This window comes from Devosia algicola (genome assembly GCF_028816455.1).
Classification (GTDB): Bacteria; Pseudomonadota; Alphaproteobacteria; order Rhizobiales; family Devosiaceae; genus Devosia; species Devosia algicola.
The window spans coordinates 2432501-2452114 of the sequence record NZ_CP118246.1; the positions used below are offsets into that span (position 1 = coordinate 2432501).

The window sequence follows — 19614 nt, forward strand, 5'->3', positions numbered from 1 at the left end:
CGTCGACCCCAAGGGATCAACCGCTGGGTAAATGCCTTTTTCCGAGATCGAACGATCCAGAACGGTCGTCGCGTCAAGGTGAGCGAAAGAGGAGGCAGGGGCGGGATCGGTCAAATCGTCTGCGGGCACATAAACAGCCTGCACAGAGGTGATCGAGCCCTTATTTGTAGTGGTAATCCGCTCCTGCATCTGGCCCATATCAGTGGCCAGAGTTGGCTGATAGCCCACCGCAGACGGAATACGACCCAATAGCGCCGACATTTCAGCACCGGCTTGGGTAAAGCGGAAAATGTTATCAACAAAGAACAACACGTCCTGACCCTGATCGCGGAAGTTTTCCGCCACGGTCAAGCCGGTCAACGCCACACGGGCACGCGCCCCTGGAGGCTCGTTCATCTGACCAAAGACCAGTGCGCACTTTGAGCCCTCGGCAGAGCCATTATTCTTGGCTGGATCCTTGTTCACGCCCGACTCGATCATTTCGTGGTAAAGATCATTGCCTTCGCGGGTGCGTTCGCCAACCCCGGCAAACACCGAATATCCACCATGCGCCTTGGCGACATTGTTGATCAATTCCTGAATCAACACCGTCTTGCCAACCCCGGCACCGCCGAACAGACCAATCTTGCCGCCACGCGCATAAGGGGCGATCAGATCAACCACTTTAATCCCGGTAACCAGAACTTCGCTTTCTGGGTTTTGATCGACAAAAGACGGCGCGTCCTGGTGGATCTCACGACGATCATCGGTCAACAAAGGACCAACTTCGTCAATCGGCTCGCCGATAACATTCATGATGCGACCCAAAGTCGCTTCGCCAACTGGAACCGAAATCGCAGTGCCTGTATCGGTAACTTCATGCCCGCGCACCAGACCTTCGGTCGTGTCCATCGCAATGGTGCGAACTGTGTTTTCACCCAGATGCTGCGCCACTTCCAGCACCAGGCGATTGCCATTATTGCTGGTTTCAAGCGCGTTCAGGATTGCGGGCAAGTGGCCGTCAAACGTTACGTCAACAACGGCACCAATGACCTGCGAAATGCGGCCGGCCTTTTTCTCTGCCATTTGAAGGTCCTCGTGTTAGAGCGCTTCCGCGCCCGAAATGATTTCAATGAGTTCTTTGGTGATCTGGGCCTGGCGCTGGCGATTATAGGCTCAGCTGCAGCTTCCCGATCATTTCGCCGGCGTTACGCGTCGCATTGTCCATCGCAGACATTTGCGCCCCATAAAATGATGCGCCATTTTCCAGCAAGGCACGGAAAATCTGAACGCTCACGCTGCGCGGCAGCAAGGCGTCAAGAATGGCTTCTTCACTCGGCTCATATTCATAAGGGATGCTGGCCGCATCATCGTCGTCAGCAGCCTCGAACTTGGCTGGAATGATCTGTTGCGCGGTTGGAATTTGGGCAATCACCGACTGGAATCGCGAATAGAACAGCGTCGCCACGTCGAACTCGCCAGCATTGAACATTGTCAGCACTTTGTCGCCAATTTCGGCTGCATGGCTGAACCCGATCTGCTTGACTTCGCGAAAGGTCACGAAATCCACAATATTGCCGCCATGGGTGCGCTTGAGCACATCATTGCCCTTGCGGCCAACGGTCATGATCTTGACGGTCTTGCCCGCCGCCAGAAGCTTGACTGCATGGTCACGCGCCAGCCGGGCAATCGAGGAATTGAATCCGCCCGCCAAACCGCGCTCGCCGGTGGCCACGATCAGCAAATGGGTTTCGTCCTTGCCAGTACCGCCCAACAGCAGCGGCGCATCGGCCCGCCCTTCATATGCGGCACCCAGACTGGCCAGCACGCGATCCATGCGCTCGGCATAGGGACGCGCAGCTTGGGCCGCGTCCTGCGCTCGCCGCAATTTGGCGGCGGCCACCATCTGCATGGCTTTGGTGATCTTCTGGGTCGATTTGACCGAGGAAATCCGGTTTTTAAGGTCTTTTAGCGAAGGCATAGGCCTCTACTTCCGTAAAACGCTTAAGCCGCGTAGGTCTTCTTGATGGCGTCGAGTGCTGCCTTGAGCTGGCTGCGCAAATCGTCCGACAGGGCTTTTTCCTTGGCGATCGCAGCCAACAAATCGGCATGCTTGCCGCGCATGTTGGACAGAACAGTTGCCTCGAAATCGGATACCTTGTTCACCGGTAGATCATCGAGATAGCCATTGGCGCCCGCAAAAATCACCGCAACCTGTTCCTCGATCTTGAGTGGGGAGAACTGGGGTTGTTTGAGCAATTCAGTCAGCCGCGCGCCACGGTTCAGCAATCGCTGGGTCGAGGCATCGAGATCCGAGCCGAACTGGGCAAAAGCAGCCATTTCACGATATTGGCTCAATTCGCCCTTGAGTGAACCCGCAACCTGCTTCATTGCCTTGATCTGGGCGGCCGAGCCCACGCGAGACACCGAAATACCAACGTTCACCGCCGGGCGGATACCCTGGAAGAACAGATTGGTTTCAAGGAATATCTGGCCGTCGGTGATCGAGATCACATTGGTTGGAATATAGGCCGACACGTCGTTTGCCTGGGTTTCAATAACCGGCAGCGCCGTCAGTGAACCAAGACCATGATCATCATTGAGCCTTGGCAGCCCGTTCGAGCAGACGTGAATGCAGATAAAATACGTCGCCGGGATAGGCTTCGCGACCGGGCGGACGACGCAGCAGAAGCGACATCTGGCGATAGGCCACGGCCTGCTTGGTCAAATCGTCATAAGCGATAACCGCATGCATACCATTGTCACGGAAGAACTCGCCAATCGCGCAACCGGTAAAGGGTGCGATGTACTGTAGCGGGGCTGGATCCGAAGCGGTGGCGGCAACCACCACCGAATATTCCATGGCGCCCGATTCTTCGAGCCTGACGCACGAACTGGGCAACGGTCGAGCGTTTCTGCCCGATAGCGACATAGATGCAATAGAGCTTTTCAGTCTCAGATCCATTGGCCGCGTGCGCAGGCTTTTGGTTAAGGAAAGTGTCGAGAATAACCGCCGTCTTGCCGGTCTGGCGATCACCAATGATCAGTTCGCGTTGGCCACGGCCAATGGGGATCAGCGCATCGATGGCCTTGAGGCCTGTCGACATTGGCTCATGCACCGACTTGCGGGGCAAAATGCCGGGCGCCTTGACGTCGACGCGACTGCGCTCCGTGTGCTCGATTGGACCCTTGCCATCAATTGGATTACCCAGACCGTCAACGACACGGCCCAAAAGGCCCTTGCCGATTGGCGTATCCACGATCGAACCCGTGCGCTTGACGACATCACCTTCCTTGATCGAACGGTCATCGCCAAAAATAACCACACCGACATTGTCGGCTTCAAGGTTCAGCGCCATGCCCATGATGCCACCGGGAAATTCAACCAACTCACCAGCCTGCACAGCATCCAGCCCGTAAACACGAGCGATGCCATCGCCGACAGACAGAACCTGGCCGACTTCGGAAACCTGGGCCTCCTGACCAAAATTCTTGATCTGGTCCTTGAGGATCGCGGAAATTTCCGCAGCTTTGATATCCATTACCCGACCTCTTTCATGGCGATCTTCATCGCGGTCAATTTCGATTTTAGCGAGGCTGTCGATCATCTGCGAGCCGACCTTCACCTGAAGGCCGCCGATCAAGGATGAATCAACAAATTGGTTAAGTGTGACAGTCTTGCCAATCTTGGCCTTGAGCGCTTCGGCCAGCGCCGAAACCTGCTCGTCGTTCAACGTCACGGCCGAAGTCACATCCGCGGAGACCTCACCGCGTTCGGCGGCAGCCAATGCGCGAAAAGCGGCAATGATCTGCTCAAGTGCAAACAGCCGCCCCTTTTGCGCCACCAGGCGCACAAAATTGGCGACCAATGGATTGGTCTGTGCCTTCTCAAGTATCGCATCGATAGCGGTAGCCTTGACGTCACCGGTTATGACGGGTGAGCCGAGAAAGCGGGAAAAATCGTCGCTTTCCCCAATCAGGCGGGAAATATCGGAAAGACCGGTTTCAACTGATGCCAGCTGATTCTCGCTCTGGGCGAGGTCGAACAGAGCCGACGCATATGGTCGTGCGATCTGTACAAGCACTGAATTCTGCGCTGCCAATGCCGCATCACCCTCTTGGTTGCCTGCCTGCTGAACCCGCCTCAAACAAGAAAGAGCCGGGCGGTTGCTGACGCTTGAAATAGTTCTTGCAACGGGGCCGTCCGGAGACCCCGCCGATGTTGCGCACGCTCTACCACAGCCACAGCGAGCCTTGCAAGGCTTGCCGCGCCGATTCATGGCCGGAAAAGTGTCGCAGGGAAAACCTCACATGAAGCTTTGCGGATCGATGTCCACCTGCACCCTTAAATTGCCCGAGGTTCGCTCTGCCGAAGCCAGCCAGAACCGGACATAGCCGGACAGGTCAAACCCCTTGCCGCTTTGCGCCAGCAACCGCACTCGATAGCGTCCACGCACCATCGCTACGGGCGCATCTGCCGGGCCGAACAGGCGCACACCATCGGCCATGGGTGCCGCGGTCAACAGCTTTCTGGCATGCCCCATCGCCACATCATGGTCGCTGGCCGAAACGATCAACGCCGCCAACCGCCCAAAGGGTGGCAACCCGCCCGCTTCGCGCGCTGCCAATTCATGTGCATAAAACGCTTCACGGTCCCCGCTCACCATCGCCCGCATCACTGGATGATCGGGATGATAGGTCTGCAGCAATGCCCGCCCCACTCTTGATGCTCGCCCGGCGCGTCCCGCGACCTGGGTCAGGATCTGGAAGGTTTTTTCAGCTGCCCGAGGATCACCATGGGCAAGCCCCAGATCCGCATCGAGCACCCCGACAAGCGTCAATTTTTCGAAATGATGACCTTTTGCCACCAGTTGCGTGCCAATGATCAGATCATAGTCACCCTTTTCGACCTCGGCGAAACGGTCACGCAAATGGGCGTTGCTGCCCATGTCTGACGACAGAATAACCCGACGGGCGTCGGGAAAGCGCGCTGCCGCCTCCTCGGCTATCCGCTCAATCCCCGGCCCAACGGCAACCAGGGCGTCGACCGCCCCGCAGGCCCCGCAATCCTTGGGAATTTTTTGTTCATGCCCGCAATGATGGCAGGCAAGAACGCCGCGAAACCGGTGCTCGACCAACCATGCCGAGCAATCAGGGCATTGATATTGGTGCCCGCACTGGCGGCACAATGTCAGCGGCGCGTAACCACGCCGGTTGAGAAACAGCAACGCCTGTTCTCCCCTGTCCAGCGTCGCAAATATTTCGCGCGCCAGCCGAGGTGCAATCCATTCGCCCTTTGCCGGACCCTCTTCGCGCATATCGATAGCGGCAATGTCGGGCATTGCCGCCTCGGCAAATCGGGCGTTGAGCATCACATGGCTGTAGCGCCGCGCATTGGCATTGTTGCGGGTTTCAACCGAGGGTGTTGCTGAGGCCAGAATGACCCGCGCCTTGGCAAGGTTTGCCCGCACCACCGCCATATCACGGGCGTGATAAGTAATACCGTCCGATTGCTTGTATGCACCGTCATGTTCTTCATCCAGCACCAACAGGCCCAACTCGCGAAACGGCAGGAACAGCGCCGAGCGGGCACCCACCACCGCCCGCACGTCGCCCTCAAGCACCCCGCGCCAGACCCGTCCGCGCTGCGCCGGGGTCATATCCGAGTGCCATTCCGCCGGTTTGGTGCCAAATCGTTTGGTAAAACGCGCCAGAAATGTGTGCGTCAGCGCGATCTCGGGCAGAAGTATCAAAGCCTGGCGCCCGGCCCGCAATGTGTCGGCTACCGCTTCAAAAAATACTTCGGTCTTGCCGCCGCCAGTCACCCCGTCGAGAAGCGCCACGCCAAACTCATGCGGGTCAAGCGCACGAATATCATCAAGCGCCTGCTGTTGCTCCGCATTGAGCCTGGCAACATCGGTATCGGGATCAGGTGGCATGACTACCGGCGGCAGTGGCACTTCAAGGCGCTCCAGCGCCCCCGCCCGCTCAAGACCATCAATTACCGAGGCCGAAACCCCGGCAGCGCCAACCAGCGCGGCCTTGGCCCAGGCCTGCCCGTCATTGAGGGTATCGAGCACCCGCAACCGTGCCGCGGTCAGCTTTTCCGGCTCAAACCCGGTGGCGCGAAAAACAATTTGTCGCCGTTCTGGTTCCAACGCCTCATGCGAACGAAGCACCGCCCGCAACACCATGCCCGGCGCGGCCAGCGTGTAGCGCGAAACCCAGTCCACCAGCGACAACAATTCCTCACTGAGCGGGGGTACATCAAAGACCCGGGAGATGTCCTTGAGTCGGTTATGAGCAAAACTGTCCCTGGGCTGACCCCAGACCACGCCAAGCGTAGGCCGAGGCCCAAGCGGCACCACGACTATGGAGCCGCGTTCCACTGTCATGCCATCCGGTACCCGATAACTATAGGGCCCCTCGACGGCAACACCGACCATCACTGCAACTATGTCTGGCGCCTGATCCATTTGTGCCCGTTCTGTTCCAGACACATTAAATAGGGCGTCGATGCGATTCGGCCAGTCGGGGCAGTCAGAATTTTCCTTTGAAACCGCCGGTGAGTGTCAGGCTCTGCAACTGTCCCGCGCCGGTGTCGCGATAGGTGGTGGCCACCCCAGTATTTGTGTCGGTGATCTCGGTGTCGCCGCGCTGCTCCATAATCTGGTCGTAGCGGGCGGCCAGAAACACTTCGGCATTTTGGCCCAGCTGATAGCCGACATCGGTTCCAAGCGCGAAACTCGGCGCGACATTGAGCGTGTCGACAAAATTCAGGTTTCGCATCCAGTGATCGTCTGTGGCGCGCGAATAGACAGTGAACCCGCCACGCATCATGCCGCCCCAGCGCACATTGCCAAAATTCACATCGCCATCAAAGCCGACAAAAACTTCGGGGAACTGCTGGCGGTAGGCGATCGCGGGTGAGCCGGCAGGGAAAACGCCAATCGTGTCGCGCAGGCTTGTTGAGCTATAAATATAAGAACCGCCATAGGCAGACCATTTGACATCAGTATATTCCGCCCCGGCCAGGAATCGCACATTGGCGTCACCGTCGTTGAATAGTTCATAGCCCAGAGCCAGGCTGCCCGAGAAATAATGATCAAGTCTTGTGTCGTCATGTTGGGAGCGATGCGTCCAGTTCGCCTCGGCGTCTGAACCGCCCAACCAGTCGTAATCTTCCATATAGCTGGTACCGAACCCAGCCGCGCTGCCTTCCGCACGCACGCTAAACCGACTGGCCAGATTAACATCGATGCTGCCGCGCAATACCGGTGACCGGCTCCGCCAGTTGAGGCGGCTGACCCTGTAGTCGCCATTATAGACAAACTCGTTGCCCTCAAGGAACATGGCGCCAACGCCAATGGCGGCCCGTAGCGTTTCGTCGGGGCTTACATATTGTGCACCGGGCGATCCGTCGGGTCCAAAAACCCGTCCGACCCGAACCCGTCGTCAAACTGCGCCAGCGCCGCCTGCGACATTGTCGCCAGGATCACTACCGATAGTGTTGTTATTCTGGTCATGATCCGCTCCAAACCGCCTTGCCCCAATTTCGGCGCTTTATGTTAAACTCGGGTTAACCATGTGGCACCGAGACGCTAACAATATGTTATACTTTGCTAACGCTGACTGTGCCATGTTGAGTAGATGAACGATACCGCCTTTGCCACCGACGCGGCGATCAAATCCCACATCGCCAATTGGCAGCGCGAACTGGGATCGGTCAAACGCCTGTCCCAAAATACGCTTGAGGCCTATAGCCGCGACCTCGGCCAGTTTCTCAATTTTCTCTCCGCCCATTGCGGCGGCACTGTCACCATCGATACGCTAAATGCCCTGCGCGGCGCCGACATTCGTGCCTTCATGGCAGTCCGGCGCCAACAATCTCTGGGGTCGCGCTCGCTGGCCCGCGCCCTTTCGGCACTCAAATCTTTTTTCAACCATCTCGAGCGCGAAGGCGCGGTCTCTACCGAGGCGCTCAACACTATCCGTACCCCAAAAATGGCGCGCTCGCTACCCAAGGCATTGACCGTGGCCGAGGCCAAGAACACCATCTCCACTACCGCTGAAATGGAGGAGCGGCCATGGGTCGCCGCTCGCGACATGGCGGTGCTGGCGCTGTGTTACGGAGCAGGACTGCGTATCGCAGAGGCGTTGGCGATCACCCGCAGCGATCTTGAAGATAATTCATTGCGCGTTACCGGCAAGGGCGGCAAAGTACGGCTCGTACCCCTGATTGATAGCGTGCGCCGGAGCGTTAAGACCTATCTCGAACTGTGCCCGTTCAAGCTTTGGCCCGATGACCCGCTGTTTCGCGGCGTCCGGGGAGGCGTGCTCTCACCCCGACTGGTGCAGATGCGAGTAGTACAATTGCGCGCGGCCCTTGGCCTTCCGCCCTCGGCTACCCCGCACGCATTACGCCATTCCTTTGCTACTCATCTGCTCGGGCGCGGCGGGGATTTGCGCGCAATCCAGGAATTGCTTGGCCACGCTTCACTGTCCACCACCCAGATCTATACCGCAGTTGATACTGACCGATTGCTCGAAAGCTATCGCCTGGCCCATCCGCGCGCCTGAAATGCGCTTTACCCGCCGCTGTCCACGATGTAGCAATATGACCATGTCTGCGCGCACCATTCTCATCACAGTTATTTTGCTTCCTGGCACCAATTGGGACCGGGACGCGCGCTGATTTCTTGAGCGAATTTAATGTCACCGGCCCGCCATCAGGCGCCTCCGGTGACCTGATGGCAGGTCTACAAGGACCATATCCATGCCCACCGACGCTGCTGCCGTTACGACGCCCACCGCCGCCACCATTGATTTGTCCGGCTACGCACTAGCCATAGGCGGTGCCGTACTCTTTTCCACCAAGGGCATTTTCATCAAGCTGGCCTATGCCTATGGCGTGGGAACCGAAACCCTGCTGGCACTGCGCATGCTCGTCGCCATGCCGTTTTATGTCGTGATTTTCATAACCCTGCTGTGGCGCGACCCGACCAACCGCGCCCGACTGACCCCAACCAATTTGCTGCTGAGCATGGCCGTGGGGTTGTTGGGCTATTATGTCGCCAGCTATCTTGATTTTGCCGGTCTCAACTTCCTGTCCGCTCAGTATGAACGGCTGGTCCTGTTCACCTATCCCTTTTTCGTCCTGCTGTTTGGCGTCTGGTTTTTTGGTGACCGGATGATCTGGCGCGTCGTTCCCGCCATGGCCATCTCCTACTCGGGCCTGCTGGTGATATTTGGCTGGAACCTCTCGGTAGCACCCGAGGGATTGGTGATCGGCACCGCCCTGGTATTGGGATCAGCAGTGACCTTTGCCTTTTATCAGCACTTCGCCAAGGCTCAGATGCGCAAGATTGGCGCTGGGCTTTTTACCTGCATCGGCATGATGACCGCCGCCATCGCCGCACTGGGCCAGAACACGGCGCTTTACGGCGCGGCCTCCCTTGCCCACCTGCGCATCGAGGTCTGGATCTACGGGCTGTGTCTCGGCGTCATCGGCACGGTGTTGCCGTCGTTTTTGCTCAACAATGCCATTCAGCGCATCGGCGCGAGAGCCACCTCGTCGATGTCGACATTCGGACCGATCTTTACCATTGCCCTGGCTGTGATCGTGCTCTCGGAGCCCTTCACCCTTTACCACATAACTGGCACCGCGCTGGTTATCCTGGGATCGGTGCTTTTCAGTCGGGCCGAGCGATCCGCCCGCAGCATTGCATGATTGCAGGGGCTTTTGACCCGGCCATTGCCGTAGTAGGGTAGCCCAAATTGATGCATCGCTCTTGGGAGAGAACTAATGAACGTCGCCAGACACTTGCGCACCGGCACCGTCCTGGGACTACTGCTCGGCCTTGCTGCGGTAAGTCCCGGATTTGCCCAGAGCGACACCACCGAGACAACAGCGCCAACCCCGGACGCCATCAACGCCATCGATTTTGGCGACAATACCAGCGCCTGGGCCAATGATACTGAATGTGACGATCCACGCTTCATCGGTTCGGCGATGGCAGTCGAACTCGAGGACGTCGATATCGGCAAGGACGCCGCCGACTGCAAGGCCGCGTTCGAGGCCGGCACGGTAACGCTGCGCGATGCATCCGAGGTGCCACCGGCAACCACCGAACCCGCTATCCAGACGCCAGAGGTCATCTCAAACCAGGAGATCAACTATGGCGACGATCTTGGTCAATATCCAAATGATGGCGATTGCGACGACCCACGCTTTGAGGGCAGTGGCGCCATCGAATCAGCCGAAGAAATCGACACCATGCACGACGCCAGTGATTGTCGTGCCGCCGTCGAGGCTGGCACCGCAATCCTGAAAGCCTCCGCAGTGCCACCGCCACCATTCGTTCAACCCACCATCGACGAGGTCAATTTTGGCGACGATGAGGGCACCTATCCCAACGACAATGAATGTGATGACGCAAGGTTCGAGGGCGCAGGAGTGTCCGACGACCCCTCCTTTGGCAACATCATGCATGACGCCAGCGACTGTCGCGCCGCCTTTGCTGCAGGCAGCATCACCGTACGAGACACCACCCCGATATCCGGCTTTGCCATGGGCACCGACAATTCCAAATATGCCAATGACGGACAATGCGACGATCCAAGATTTGAGGGCTCGGGCGTCGCCAAGAAATTACTGTCCGTCGACCAAATGGCCGATGCGACCGATTGTGCGGCGCTGATGAGTGAAGGCACTGTCTGGCCACGCCCGGTCTATCAGGCCAGCTACCAGGGCAAAGCCCCCTATGACGCCAAGGCGAGCGGCATTGATTTTGGTGACAATACCTCAAGCTATGCCAATGACGACGAGTGCGATGACCCACGCTTTGAGGGCCCCGGGGTGGCTAGCGATCTGACCTATGACAACCAGTGGCATGATGCCAATGACTGCCGCGCGGCATTTGAAGGCGGCACGGTCGCGGCCATGCCCTGAGCCCTCCGGGCACAAAGTGGAAAGAGGCGGATCGCCCCAGCGATCCGCCTCTTTGATTTAGTCGACCGTTAGCCAGTCGCCGCTGATCAAATGTGAATGGCGCCGTCGCCGAGCGACAAGGACGCTTCGCGCACTGCTTCCGACAGTGTGGGGTGGGCGTGCGTCGTGCGGGCCAGATCTTCGGCGGCACCCGAAAACTCCATCAGCACTACCAGTTCGTGGATCATCTCGCCGGCGTTCTTGCCCACGATATGCGCACCCAGCACTCGATCCGTATCCACATCGGCCAATATCTTGACAAAACCCTGCGTCGCCAGCATCGCCTTGGCACGGCCATTAGCGGTAAAGGGAAACTTGCCGATCTTGTAGTCAATGCCCTCGGCCTTGAGTTCGTCCTCGGTCTTGCCCACGGTTGCAATTTCGGGATTGGTATAGACCACTGCCGGCATGGCGGCGTAGTTGACGTGCCCCGCCTGTCCAACCAGAATCTCGGCGACCGCTATACCTTCGTCCTCGGCCTTATGGGCCAGCATGGGTCCGGCAATCACATCACCAATGGCATAAATGCCCTCAACCGAGGTGCGATATTGGCCATCAACGCGGACGCGGCCGCGTTCGTCCAGCGCCACACCGACAATGTCCAAGCCAAGCCCGTCCGTGTAGGGCTTGCGCCCGATGGCCACCAGCGCCACATCGGCATCCAGCACTTCGCCGTCACCGCCCTTGGCAGCTTCCACCTGCAGTTTGAGCCCGCCCTCTTCGGTCTTCTCGATCGCCGAAACCTTGGTCGACAGCTTGAATTCCATGCCTTGCTTTTGCAGCATGCGCTGGAACTGGCGTGCCACTTCGCTGTCCATGCCGGGCAATATCCGGTCGAGATATTCAACCACCGTCACTTGCGATCCGAGGCGCGCCCAGACCGATCCCAATTCCAGCCCGATGACCCCGGCACCAATGACCACAAGTTTTGCCGGTACCTTGTCGAGCGTTAGCGCCCCGGTTGACGTCACGACTTGCTTCTCGTCAATTTCAATGCCTGGCAGGGTGGCCGAAACCGAGCCCGAAGCAATGATGATGTTTTTGGTGGTTACCTCCTGGGTCGGTCCGCTTTGCGGCGTCACCAGAACCTTGCCGGGCGCCGCAATCGAACCGATGCCGCGCAGCGTGGTAATCTTGTTTTTCTTGAATAGATAATCGACGCCGCCAACATTGGAGGCGACGGTTTCGCTCTTGTGTTTCATCATTTGCGGCAAATTGAGGCCGGGGCTGGGAATCTCGATGCCCAGCGCCTTGAAACCGTGACCGGCCTCCTCAAACATTTCCGAAGCGTGCAGCAGGGCCTTTGATGGAATGCAGCCGATATTGAGGCAGGTGCCACCCAAGGTCGGCCATTTTTCAACCACGCCAACTTTGAGCCCAAGTTGCGCAGCCCGGATCGCCGCCACATATCCGCCTGGGCCCGAGCCGATTACAACGAGGTCGAACGCGTCTGCCATGATTTCATGCCCCAAAACAAATTAATGCTGCTGTGCCACAGCCACTCGAACCGCCAGCACGATGAATGTAATCCCGCTTACCCGATTAAACCACCGCCCCAACCGGAAAAATCCAAGTCGAACCGCTGGTGTTGTAAAGAAGACCGCAACCAGAGCGAACCAGGAAAAGAGCGTGATGCTCATGCTCCCCACATAAAGCGCCTTGATCTGCATACTGGTGTGCGCCGACACCAATGTCGTAAACAGTGCCAGAAAAAACAATACTGCCTTGGGATTGAGCAGATTGGTCAAAAAGCCGAGCACAAAGGCCGCGCCATCGCCGCGTGCGCGTGCCCCGCTATCCAGATCGTCTAGTGGTTGGGGCGGCGGCGCGCGCAATGCGGCAATGGCCAGCCAAATCAGATATGCCGCTCCCAACCATTTAAGGATATTGAAGACAATCAGTGATTGGGCAACGATCACCCCAACCCCCAACAGGGTATAACTGCCATGAACCAGAATGGCGCTGGCAATGCCGGCGGCGGTAAACAGGGCCGGTCGTCGTCCGCGCGAGATTGATTGCCGTAGCACCATGGCAAAATCGGCGCCCGGCACGACGGCGCTGACGCCAAAGGCCAGCATCAGTCCCGCAAACTCCAACCATGGTATCGCCACTAAAGCACCACCGAGAAAAACATCAGCACCAATCCCAGCGCCGATACCAACCAGCAGGCGCTGCGCACATAGGGCACTCCGATCAGATAGCTTGGCAAATAGACCCAGCGGGCCCAAAAGTATAGCTGTCCCCCCCACAAACTGAGCGGTCCCGCGCGCCCCGACAGGCTCCACCACCAGACTGAGCGCGACGAATACGGCATAGGTCTCGCCCAGATTTGCCAATGCGCGGCGTGCCCGACCCGCCACTTTGCCAGGGGGCCGATCAGTGTCGCGCGGCCCGGCGCCATGTGTCACACCAACATCAAACTGATAGGCAATGGACTGGACCAGCACATAGGCACCAACCAGCGTTGTGCTCCAGGCCAGTAGTGACAGGGTAAAACTCATGGTTGCATCTGACCATATTGGCCGCCGCGCGCAACTCTTTACTCGCTGGCGATGGCCTGTGCCTGTTCCAGGATTTTGGGCAATTGCTGATCAATATCGAGTTTGCCGCCATCGACCTGGGCCAGAAAACCCTGGCAAAATCTGTCCTTATCGGCCGCCTGATTATAAGCGCTCATGATCTGGGCGCCGCTATAGTCGCGCGCCGCTGACTCTTCGGCAGCCGACTGACCGCCCAATCGTTCGATAACCCGGTCCGCGAGTTCCAGAAATCCTACATTGCGCAGATACCAGTTTTCTGCCGCACTCTTGTAGCTGCCATCAAGCCCGGTGGTTTCGTAGCAATGGGTCGTCATCACCGACACGATGGTTTCGGTGCCGTGAAAGCCCATCAATTCCCCAACAAGCGCCGGATCGCTATCCTGGGCCATTGCATTGCCGGCCATTCCGACCATTAGCATCGCCGCGCACAACCCAACTACTTTCAAACAGACACTCCTGATCAGGTTTTTCGTCCGCAACCGGCGGTAGTTTGTTCATAATACCGGGGCGTTTCAATGGGCAAATCGGGCAAAGCTATGACTGGCTCGCTCACAGCTGCGTGTCCGCTGTCCCAACGTGCCAATATGATTACCATACGCAAAACGCGAGCCTGTTCGAGAACAGACCCGCGTCGATATTTGCACGATCGTTGATGGGTGGCCGATCCCTAAAGATCCAGCACCAGCCGTTCGGGCGCCTCGAGGCTTTCCTTGACGCGCACGAGGAAAGTCACGGCCTCCTTACCGTCCACAATGCGGTGATCATAGCTAAGGGCCAGATACATCATCGGTCGCACAACCACCTCGCCATTAACCACCACTGGGCGCTCCTGGATCTTGTGCATGCCCAAAATACCGGACTGCGGCGCATTGAGAATTGGCGTCGACATCAGCGAGCCATAAACGCCACCATTGGAAATGGTGAAGGTGCCACCCTGCATGTCGGCCATCGACAATTGTCCGTCCCGCGCCTTGCGGCCCAACCCATTGATCGATTTTTCAATCTCGGCAATGCTCATCTGGTCGGCATCACGTACCACCGGCACGACAAGCCCCTTGTCGGTACCAACGGCAACCCCGATATGGGCGTACTTTTTATAGATCAGGTCATCGCCATCAATCTCGGCATTGACCGACGGAATTTCCTTGAGCGCATGAACCACGGCCTTGGTGAAAAAGCCCATGAAGCCGAGCTTGACGCCATGCTTTTTCTCGAACATTTCCTTGTAGGTTGCGCGGAGCGCCATGACGGGTGCCATATCCACCTCGTTAAAGGTAGTCAGCATGGCGGCGGTGTTCTGGGCATCCTTGAGACGCCGCGCAATGGTCTGGCGCAGTCGCGTCATGCGCACACGTTCCTCGCGTTCATCATCGCCAACAACGCTTGGCGCGCGGGCCGGTGCTGTCGCGGCGGCGGCGGGCTTGGCCGATTCAACCGCATTCTGGGCGCTCGGCGCCGCACCCGCGGCTGGACGGCTCATCACTGCCAGCACATCCTCTTTGAGAACCTGACCGTGCTTGCCCGATCCTTCCACTGACGCAGTATCGATGTTGTTTTCCTTGATCAGCTTTTGTGCTGACGGGGCTGGCGCGGGCGTTTCGGTTTTTGCTGGTGCGACCGGCTCGGGTCCTGCAGCATTTGAGGTCGGCACTTCCGCCTTTTCCGCGACCACTTCGGGTTTGGCAGTCTCGGCCTTGTCAGCGCCGGAACCGGCGCCAATGGCACCAAGTAGCGCGCCCACATCGACTGTGTCACCAGGTTGGGCCGCAATCGCCTCGAGCACACCGGCCGAAGGCGCCGGAACCTCAATGGTCACCTTGTCGGTTTCAAGGCTCAACCAGCGGTTCGTCCACCGCAATTGTGTCACCCACCTTCTTGTACCACTGCCCGATGGTCGCTTCGGTAACGCTTTCGCCCAGCGTTGGTACACGGATTTCTGTCGACATTGTAATAACCCTTTTTGGTCGCGCCTAATTGGCGAAGGCGTCTTCTAGGAACGCAGCAAGTTGGGCCAGGTGCGTACGCATCAACCCGGTTGCCGTCGATGCGGATGCAGGTCGGCCTACATAGCGCACCCGCTGGTTTGTTCGACCCATCTGGTCAAGAACCCATTCGACATAGGGCTGGATAAAGGCCCAGGCGCCCATGTTCTTTGGCTCTTCCTGGCACCAGACGATCTCGGCATTCTTGAAGCGATTGAGTTCATCAAGCACCGCCTTGGCCGGAAACGGGTAAAGCTGCTCGACACGCAACAGATAGACATCGTTTACGCCTCGCTTTTCACGATCCTCCAGCAAATCATAATAGACCTTGCCGGTGCATAGGATTACCCGGCGAATCTGCTCGTCACTGGCAAGCTTGACGCTGGTCTTGGCCGCGCCCGGCGCTTCGGCATCGTCCCAAAGCAATCGGTGGAAGCAGGATTCAACGCCCATCTCATGCAGACCAGAAACAGCCCGCTTGTGGCGCAGCAGCGATTTTGGCGTCATCAGGATCAGCGGCTTGCGGAAGTCGCGGGTTACCTGCCGACGCAATATGTGGAAATAATTGGCCGGGGTGGTACAATTGGCCACCTGCATATTGTCTTCAGCACACAATTGCAGGAACCGCTCGGGACGGGCCGAGGAATGCTCTGGACCCTGTCCCTCATAACCGTGCGGCAACAGCATGACGAGACCCGACATACGGAACCACTTGCGTTCACCCGATGAAATGAACTGATCGATCACAACCTGAGCACCATTGACGAAATCGCCAAACTGGGCTTCCCAGATTGTCAGAGCCCGTGGCTCGGCCAGCGAATAGCCATATTCAAAACCCAGCACCGCCTCTTCCGAGAGCATCGAATTGATGACCTCGAAGCGGGCCTGATCGTCGGCCAACTTGTTGAGCGGGGTATAGGTGGAATCGTTTTCCTGATCATTGAGCACCGAATGGCGCTGGCTAAACGTGCCGCGTTCCACATCCTGCCCACTCAGACGCACCGGATGCCCCTCAGTGACCAATGTCCCGAACGCCAGGGCCTCCGCCGTCGCCCAATCGATGTTTTCGCCTGACTGGATGGCACTCAAGCGATGATCGAGAAAGCGCTTGACCGTCTTGTGGACGTGAAATTCGGCAGGCACCTTGGTGAGCAAAGCTCCCACTTCAGCCAGGCGATCTACGCTGACCCCGGAAGCGCCACGACGCGGCCCTTCTTGTTCGGCAGGCTTGAAGTCTTTCCATTGACCATCAAGCCAGTCGGCCTTGTTGGGGCGATAGTCCTGCCCCGCTTCAAATTCCTTCTCAAGATTGGCACGCCAATCGGACTTGACCTGATCAACCTCAGCCTCACTCATCACCCCTTCAGCGATCAGCTTTTCCGAATAGATCTGCAGGGTCGTCTGGTGCGCACGGATCTTGGCATACATCAGCGGTTGGGTGAATGATGGCTCATCGCCTTCATTGTGACCAAAGCGGCGATAGCAGAACATGTCGATGACCACCGGTCGGCCAAAGCGCTGACGGAACTCCACCGCAACCTTGGTCGCAAACACCACAGCCTCCGGATCGTCGCCATTGACGTGAAACACCGGGGCTTCGATCATCTTGGCAACGTCAGTGGGATAGGGCGACGACCGCGAATACATCGGGCTGGTGGTGAACCCGATCTGATTGTTGATAACAAAATGTATCGACCCACCGGTGCGGTGTCCTTTAAGGCCCGACAGGCCCAGGCACTCGGCAATCACGCCTTGACCGGCAAACGCGGCATCGCCGTGAATGAGCAATGGCAGCACCATCGAACGATCTGGCTTAACCACATCAAGATTAACCAGCTTGCCATTGGGGGCGATATGCTGGTCCTGCTTGGCGCGGGCTTTGCCCAGAACCACCGGATCAACGATTTCGAGATGGCTTGGGTTGGCAGTTAGCGACAAATGCACCTTGTTGCCGTCGAACTCGCGATCCGACGAGGCGCCAAGGTGATATTTGACATCGCCCGAACCTTCCACGTCCTCCGGATAAAAAGCACCACCCTTGAATTCATGAAACAGCGCCCGGTGCGGCTTGGCCATCACCTGGGTCAGGACATTGAGACGCCCGCGATGGGCCATACCCAGCACAATATCCTTGACCCCCAGCGCGCCACCGCGCTTGACGATCTGCTCCAGCGCCGGAATCAAGGACTCGGAGCCATCCAGCCCAAACCGCTTGGTGCCGGTATATTTGACGTCGAGAAACTTTTCAAAACCCTCGGATTCCACCAACTTGGTCAGGATGGCCTTTTTGCCCTCTGGCGTGAAGGTAATTTCCTTATCAGGCCCTTCGATCCGCTCCTGCAGCCACTGCTTGGCTTCAGGATCCGAAATATGCATGAATTCAATGCCGACCGTGCCGCAATAGGTGCGGCGCAGGATCTCGAGCATTTCGGGCAGGGTGGCGTATTCAAGACCCAGATAATTGTCGATGAAAATCTTGCGATCATAGTCGGCATCGGTGAACCCGTAAGTCGCCGGATCCAGTTCGGGAGCAGGCTCATCGGCCTTGAGCTTGAGCGGATCAAGATCGGCATGAAGATGCCCGCGCATGCGATAGGCGCGGATCATCATGATGGCACGGATCGAATCGCGCGTCGCCTGCATGACATCGCCAGCGGCAGCGACCGGTGTCCCGGACGCTTCGGCCATTTTGGCCATGGCCTTTTCGGTCTTGACGGCGATCTCACCCCAATTACCGTCAAGCGCCGAAACCAGTTCGCCATTGGCGCTCACTGGCCAGTCGCTGCGAGCCCAGGATGCGCCCTCAGCACTTTTCTGCGCATCATCGGCGCTGTCGTCGAGTCTCGAAAAAAACGATGACCAGGTCGGATCGACGCTGGCCGGATCAGTTTTGAACTGCGAATAAAGCTGTTCGATATAGTCGGCGTTCCCACCATAGAGGAACGAGGTCAGCAAGAACGAGTCGTTCTTTTCCTGTCGTGTCATCGCTTTGTTACGAGGCGCTTGCCCCGCCATCCTTTTCATCGGGCTGGCATCGCCAGCCGCACATGTCACCATCAAAGTTGATCAATAATGGTTGGTTATCCTTAGTATCCTGTTAAGTCCCGCGACGCCTCGCAAGGCGCCGCATATCGCTCAATCGTGATCGCCCGCCGCAATTTCGGCATACCATAGCCCCCTGCCAAAGACCCCGGCTACCAAAGTTTAACCCTTGAGTACTTCGGTCAAGGTTTTGCCGATGCGCGCGGGCGACTTGGACACATTGATCCCCGCCGCTTCCATCGCCGCAATCTTGTCCTCGGCTCCGCCCTTACCACCTGAAATCACGGCACCAGCATGACCCATGGTGCGCCCCTTGGGTGCGGTCAATCCGGCAATAAACCCGGCCATTGGCTTTTTGCGGCCCTTTTTGGCTTCATCAATCAGGAACTGGGCCGCATCTTCTTCAGCTGAACCACCGATTTCACCGATCATGATGATGGACTTCGTCGCATCGTCGGCCAGGAACATTTCCAGCATATCGATAAATTCGGTGCCCTTGACCGGGTCGCCGCCGATACCGACGGCTGTGGTCTGGCCCAACCCTTCATTGGTTGTCTGAAACACTGCTTCATAGGTAAGCGTGCCGCTTCTGGAAACAATACCTACCGATCCCTTGGAAAAGATCGATCCCGGCATGATGCCGATTTTGCATTCTTCGGGGGTCAGAACACCAGGGCAATTCGGCCCCAATAGCCGCGAGTTGGACTTTTCCAAGGCCCGCTTGACCTTGACCATATCGAGCACCGGCACACCCTCGGTGATGCACACGATCAACTCGATCTCCGCCTCTATGGCTTCAAGAATGGCAGCGGCCGCGCCCGCTGGCGGCACATAGATTACCGAAGCATTGGCGCCGGTCTTGTCGCGCCCTTCGGCAACGGTTGTAAAAATGGGCAGGGAAGCGGAACCGTCGAGCCCGCTGGTCCAGGTCTGGCCACCCTTTTTGGGATGGGTACCACCTACCATCTGGGTGCCATAATAGGCCAGCGCCTGTTCGGTATGGAACGTGCCGGTTTTGCCGGTCAGGCCTTGGACGAGAACTTTGGTATCTTTATTGACGAGAATGGACATGGGAGGCCTC

At 57.9% G+C, this 19614-nt stretch carries 12 protein-coding genes and 4 pseudogenes (1 of these 16 running past the window's edge); 3 read left to right on the forward strand and 13 right to left on the reverse strand.

Annotated elements, in window-relative coordinates; translation table 11 throughout:
• The 7 genes and pseudogenes from atpD to PSQ19_RS12920 all read right to left on the reverse strand — a co-directional run.
• Positions 1-1065, reverse strand: partial view of a F0F1 ATP synthase subunit beta gene (gene atpD / locus PSQ19_RS12890; RefSeq protein ID WP_282218057.1) — the 5' portion only. It extends 375 nt beyond the left edge of the window; the window shows 1065 of its 1440 coding nt (coding positions 1-1065); the start codon lies at positions 1063-1065; its stop codon lies beyond the left edge, outside the window.
• Between the two features lie 15 nt (positions 1066-1080).
• Positions 1081-1960 (reverse strand): annotated as a pseudogene (locus PSQ19_RS12895) (F0F1 ATP synthase subunit gamma).
• 23 nt (positions 1961-1983) lie between these two features.
• Positions 1984-3521: pseudogene (gene atpA, locus PSQ19_RS12900) on the reverse strand (F0F1 ATP synthase subunit alpha).
• 42 nt (positions 3522-3563) lie between these two features.
• Positions 3564-4259, reverse strand: a pseudogene (locus tag PSQ19_RS12905) (F0F1 ATP synthase subunit delta); the annotation flags it as partial.
• Between the two features lie 27 nt (positions 4260-4286).
• On the reverse strand, positions 4287-6455 hold the full coding sequence (locus tag PSQ19_RS12910) for a primosomal protein N' (protein ID WP_282218058.1): 2169 nt from the start codon (positions 6453-6455) through the stop codon (positions 4287-4289).
• Between the two features lie 64 nt (positions 6456-6519).
• A complete protein-coding gene (locus tag PSQ19_RS12915; protein WP_407648992.1) occupies positions 6520-7332 on the reverse strand; it encodes an omptin family outer membrane protease in 813 nt (270 codons plus the stop codon).
• Positions 7333-7373: 41 nt separating this feature from the next.
• Entirely contained in the window at positions 7374-7505 is a 132-nt protein-coding gene (locus PSQ19_RS12920; RefSeq protein WP_282218059.1) for a hypothetical protein, read from the reverse strand.
• A 124-nt stretch (positions 7506-7629) separates the two neighbouring features.
• Between PSQ19_RS12920 and PSQ19_RS12925 the strand changes: the two genes are divergently transcribed.
• The 3 genes from PSQ19_RS12925 to PSQ19_RS12935 all read left to right on the forward strand — a co-directional run bounded on the left by PSQ19_RS12925 (position 7630) and on the right by PSQ19_RS12935 (position 10930).
• The gene (locus PSQ19_RS12925; protein WP_282218060.1) at positions 7630-8559 is read left to right on the forward strand and encodes a tyrosine recombinase XerC; all 930 of its coding nucleotides are present in this window, start codon (positions 7630-7632) and stop codon (positions 8557-8559) included.
• A gap of 196 nt (positions 8560-8755) precedes the next feature.
• Positions 8756-9709, forward strand: a complete 954-nt coding sequence (locus PSQ19_RS12930; protein ID WP_282218061.1) for a DMT family transporter — start codon at positions 8756-8758, stop codon at positions 9707-9709.
• A 75-nt stretch (positions 9710-9784) separates the two neighbouring features.
• The gene (locus PSQ19_RS12935) at positions 9785-10930 is read left to right on the forward strand and encodes a hypothetical protein (RefSeq protein ID WP_282218062.1); all 1146 of its coding nucleotides are present in this window, start codon (positions 9785-9787) and stop codon (positions 10928-10930) included.
• Between the two features lie 86 nt (positions 10931-11016).
• Here the strand turns inward: PSQ19_RS12935 and lpdA are convergent, their stop codons facing one another.
• From lpdA to sucD, 6 genes and pseudogenes are all read right to left on the reverse strand, one after another.
• Complete coding sequence (gene lpdA, locus PSQ19_RS12940) at positions 11017-12426, reverse strand: dihydrolipoyl dehydrogenase (protein WP_282218063.1); 1410 nt, start codon at positions 12424-12426, stop codon at positions 11017-11019.
• A 21-nt stretch (positions 12427-12447) separates the two neighbouring features.
• Positions 12448-13470: a LysE family transporter gene (locus PSQ19_RS20145; protein ID WP_282218064.1), complete on the reverse strand. Its 1023-nt coding sequence runs from the start codon at positions 13468-13470 to the stop codon at positions 12448-12450.
• A gap of 38 nt (positions 13471-13508) precedes the next feature.
• Positions 13509-13922: a hypothetical protein gene (locus tag PSQ19_RS12950; protein WP_282218065.1), complete on the reverse strand. Its 414-nt coding sequence runs from the start codon at positions 13920-13922 to the stop codon at positions 13509-13511.
• Positions 13923-14176: 254 nt separating this feature from the next.
• Positions 14177-15455, reverse strand: a pseudogene (odhB, locus tag PSQ19_RS12955) (2-oxoglutarate dehydrogenase complex dihydrolipoyllysine-residue succinyltransferase).
• A gap of 24 nt (positions 15456-15479) precedes the next feature.
• Positions 15480-18476, reverse strand: a complete 2997-nt coding sequence (locus PSQ19_RS12960) for a 2-oxoglutarate dehydrogenase E1 component (protein ID WP_282218066.1) — start codon at positions 18474-18476, stop codon at positions 15480-15482.
• Positions 18477-18695: 219 nt separating this feature from the next.
• The gene (gene sucD, locus PSQ19_RS12965; RefSeq protein WP_282218067.1) at positions 18696-19604 is read right to left on the reverse strand and encodes a succinate--CoA ligase subunit alpha; all 909 of its coding nucleotides are present in this window, start codon (positions 19602-19604) and stop codon (positions 18696-18698) included.
• Positions 19605-19614: the final 10 nt, after the last annotated feature.